This window comes from Faecousia intestinalis, from assembly GCF_040096185.1.
In the GTDB taxonomy this organism is placed as follows: Bacteria; Bacillota; Clostridia; order Oscillospirales; family Oscillospiraceae; genus JAZOXB01.
Genome location: NZ_JBBMFF010000028.1, coordinates 1 through 3,987 on the forward strand (window position 1 = coordinate 1; position 3,987 = coordinate 3,987).

The 3,987-nt window shown below is 60.4% G+C and carries 2 protein-coding genes; one reads left to right on the forward strand and one right to left on the reverse strand.

Annotation, left to right across the window (positions count from 1 at the left end; all coding sequences use genetic code 11):
• Nucleotides 1-108 precede the first annotated feature (108 nt).
• Nucleotides 109-1,902, reverse strand: a complete 1,794-nt coding sequence (thrS, locus tag WMO66_RS00280) for a threonine--tRNA ligase (protein WP_349134409.1) — start codon at nucleotides 1,900-1,902, stop codon at nucleotides 109-111.
• Between the two features lie 783 nt (nucleotides 1,903-2,685).
• Between thrS and WMO66_RS00285 the strand changes: the two genes are divergently transcribed.
• Complete coding sequence (locus WMO66_RS00285) at nucleotides 2,686-3,837, forward strand: 3D domain-containing protein (RefSeq protein ID WP_349134410.1); 1,152 nt, start codon at nucleotides 2,686-2,688, stop codon at nucleotides 3,835-3,837.
• Nucleotides 3,838-3,987 lie beyond the last annotated feature (150 nt).

The window sequence follows — 3,987 nt, forward strand, 5'->3', positions numbered from 1 at the left end:
CGAATCGACAGTGCAGCGCCGGGAGGGACATGTCCCTCCCCTACAACGCCCGGCTGGCGGCCGTGCCGAAAAATTCCCCGGAGCATGTGCTCCGGGGAACGGCTTCTTTCAGTCGCGGGCCTTTGTGTCGATCTCCGCGCGGCACTTTGCGCGGAAATCGTCTACGCTCATGGCGCCGAGATCCACACCGGCGCGCGTGCGGACGGACACGGTCTGGTTCTCCATGTCGCGGTCGCCGACGACGAGCATATACGGGATCTTCTGCATCTGGGCCTCGCGGATCTTGTAGCCGAGCTTCTCGCTGCGGTAGTCAGACTCGGCACGGATGCCCGCGTCGCGCAGACGGTCGACGATCTCCTGCGCATAGTCGTGCGCGCGGTCGGTGATCGGCAGAACGCGGACCTGCGTCGGCATCATCCACAGCGGCAGCGCGCCTGCGTACTTCTCGATGAGGTAGGCCAGCGTGCGCTCGTAGCAGCCGAGGCTCGTGCGGTGAATGATATAGGGACGGACCTTCTGACCGTTCTGGTCGGTGTATTCCATGCCGAAGCGCTCGGCCAGCAGCATGTCGATCTGGATGGTGACGAGGGTGTCCTCCTTGCCGAAGACGTTCTTATACTGGATGTCGAGCTTCGGACCGTAGAACGCGGCTTCGTCGAAGCCAACGGTGTACTTCACGCCGAGGTCGTCGAGGATGCGCCCCATGATCTCCTGTGCCTCGTTCCACTGCTCGGCCGTGCCCTCATATTTATTGTTGGGGTTCGCGGGATCCCACTGCGAGAAGCGGAACGTGCAGTCCTCGAGCAGGCCGACGGTACCGAGGCAGTACTTGGCAAGATCGAGGCAGTGCTTGAACTCCTCCTCCAGCTGATCCGGGCGCAGCACGATGTGGCCCTCGGAGATCGTGAACTGGCGCACGCGGATGAGGCCGTGCATTTCGCCGGAGTCCTCGTTGCGGAACAGCGTGGACGTCTCGCCGAGGCGCATCGGCAGGTCGCGGTAGGAGCGGGCGCGGTTCAGGTAGACCTGATACTGGAACGGGCAGGTCATCGGGCGCAGAGCGAAGCATTCCTTCGTCTCGTCGTGCGGGTCGCCGAGAACGAACATGCCGTCGAGGTAGTGGTCCCAGTGGCCGGAGATCTTATACAGCTCGCGCTTGGCCAGCAGCGGCGTCTTCGTCAGCAGATAGCCGCGCTTTTCCTCCTCGTCCTCGACCCAGCGCTGCAGCGTCTGGATGACGCGCGCGCCCTTCGGCAGCAGGATGGGCAGGCCCTGACCGATAACGTCGACGGTCGTGAAGTATTCCAGCTCACGGCCGAGCTTGTTGTGGTCGCGCCTGCGGGCCTCCTCCTGCTTCTGCAGGTATTCGTCCAGCTCCTCCTTCTTCGGGAAGGCAATGCCGTAGATGCGCTGGAGCATCTTGCGCTTCGAATCGCCGCGCCAGTAAGCGCCGCAGCACTGCGTCAGCTTGAAGGCGTTTGCCTTGATGCGGCCGGTGCTGTCCAGATGCGGGCCTGCGCACAGGTCCGTGAACTCGCCCTGCGTGTAGAACGAGATGACGGCATCCTCGGGCAGGTCGTTGATGAGCTCGACCTTATACGGCTCACCGAGCGACTCCATATAGGCCACGGCCTCGGCGCGCGGCTTCTCGCTGCGGACGAGGGGGAGCTTTTCCTTGCAGATCTTCTTCATCTCGGCCTCGATGGCGTCGAGGTGCTCCTGCGTGAAGCTGAAGTCTGCATCAAAATCGTAGTACCAGCCGCTGTCGATGGACGGGCCGATGGCCAGCTTGACCTGCGGATACAGGCGCTTGACGGCCTGCGCCATCACATGGGAGCAGGTGTGCCAGTACGTCTTGCGATAGGCCTCGTTTTCAAACGTGTACAGATTTTCTTCGGACATGGTGTTTCCTCCTTCATTCTGAGGGGCAATAAGGGAACCTCTGTATAAAATCAACTGCGGTGCCTGCCAGATCTTTTTCGCCAATCCATCGGTTCGGAAAACTTGAAATACATACCAGTATTCCGGCGTTTCCCAAACCTTGGTTTGACAAAAAATATCTTGCCATTCACGCTTGTTGATTTTATCAGAGGTTCAAAAAAATCACCCCTGATCCAATCAGGGGTGAGATACAGATTCTGTATTCCACGGTTCCACCCTGCTTGCAGCGCATGGCGCTGCCGCTCGTTGGCGCGGTAACGGGCGCACCCGGCTCAGCCTACTGGAAGTTCAGCGGAGCGGCTCGGAAGCGGTTCGGCGGCAGGCGGGTGCAGGAGCTTTCACCAACCGCTCCCTCTCTGGGCAACCGGGCCTGTTCCGGTCTTCGTCACAGCCTCTTTGATATCGCCAATATAGCACGTTTGCCCGGCCGTGTCAAGCGGTGCGGGCAAAGTTTTTTGCCTGCGGCGGGGCGGTTGCGTTTTGCGGCCGTTATGTTAACCGTTTTGTAATCCTTTCACAATATCTTGTGCTTTCCCATGCGCAGAGTGCGGATATCTAGTCCGCCGGAAAACGGAAATAATAGCATAAAAAGTTTGACGAAAACAGGAAAATAAGAAAAAAGCTTGACAAATCGTGAAAGAATGTTATAATTGCGCGGTAGTTACAATATAGTAACAATAGTTGCAGCCCGCAAACAAAACCGGCCGCTGCAGCGAAAATTCTCAGAAATTGGAGGAGGCAAGCATGCAAAGAAGCACACAACATCCGCGCCGCCGGGCGTGGCTGCGGCGGCTTATCGTCATCGCGGTGCTGGCCGCCGCTGTCGGCGCGCTGCTTTCGCAGACCGTCTTTGCCCAGACCAGCTATATCATCACGGACGGCGACCGCGTCACCGTCCACCGCTCCTACAGCTCCGATCCCTATGAGGTGCTCACCGAGGCGGGCATCGAGCTCGAGGAGGAGGATACCTATGAGACCGGCTATGCCGACGGCATGAATCAGATCACCGTCCGCCGCATGCAGATGGTCACGGTCATCAACCGCGGCGCGCAGAGCGTCATCGGCACCTATGGCGAAACGACCGGCTCCCTGCTGGCCCGCATGGGCATCACGCCGGGCACGGGCGACACGCTCTCGTGCAGCAGCGAGACGCAGACCTACGACGGCATGACCATCGAGCTCGTGCACACGGAGACGCGCATCGAGGAGGAGGACACGACCGTTCCCTACCCCGTCAATTATTATGAGGACCCCGACCTCGAGCCGGATGCCGAGATCGTCCTCGTGGCCGGGCAGAACGGCCTGACCCACGTCAAGAGCGAGGTCACCTACCGCAACGGCAAGGAGGTCTCCCGTGTTATCGTGCAGGAGACGGTCCAGACGAAGCCCGTCACCCAGCTCGTCATCCGCGGCGTCGACCGCACCATCATGGAGCAGCCCGCCGATCCGGAGCCTGCGGAGCAGGCGGCCCCTGCCGCCTCGTCCGGCACGGCCTCCGGCAGCTCCTCGTCCGGCTCGTCGTCCTCCGGCGGCTCACGCTATGACGGCTCGGCCGAGACGGATGGAAACGTCATCATGACGTCCTCCGGCGAGAGCTACACCTACGTCGATGTGATGACCTGCTCCGCCACAGCCTACACCTGCGAGGGCTATGTCGGCCACACATATTCCGGCACGCTGGCCCGCGTGGGCGCCATCGCGGTCGACCCGACCGTCATCCCGCTCGGCACGAAGATGTATGTCGTTTCAAACGACGGCCAGTATGTCTATGGCTACTGCGTGGCCGAGGACATCGGCGGCGGCATCAAGGGCAATAAGATCGACCTGTATTTTGACACCTATGCCGAGTGCTGGGACTTCGGCGTGCGCATGTGCACCGTCTATATCCTCGGCTGAATGAAAATGAAATAATAATAGAGAAGGGCCGGACTGCACGTCCGGCCCTTTTGCAATGCGATGTAATGTTGTACTCCGCGCAAAATTCTCCGCGTCGGCGCGACGAAGACCATCGGCGACTATATCCTCCCGCCCGCCATCTGCAGCTTT

Excerpts from the sequence above, each read along its gene's own strand:
- thrS (WP_349134409.1), bottom strand. The coding sequence starts at position 1,902 with ATGTCCGAAGAAAATCTGTACACGTTTGAAAACGAGGCCTATCGCAAG.
- WMO66_RS00285 (WP_349134410.1), top strand. The coding sequence starts at position 2,686 with ATGCAAAGAAGCACACAACATCCGCGCCGCCGGGCGTGGCTGCGGCGG.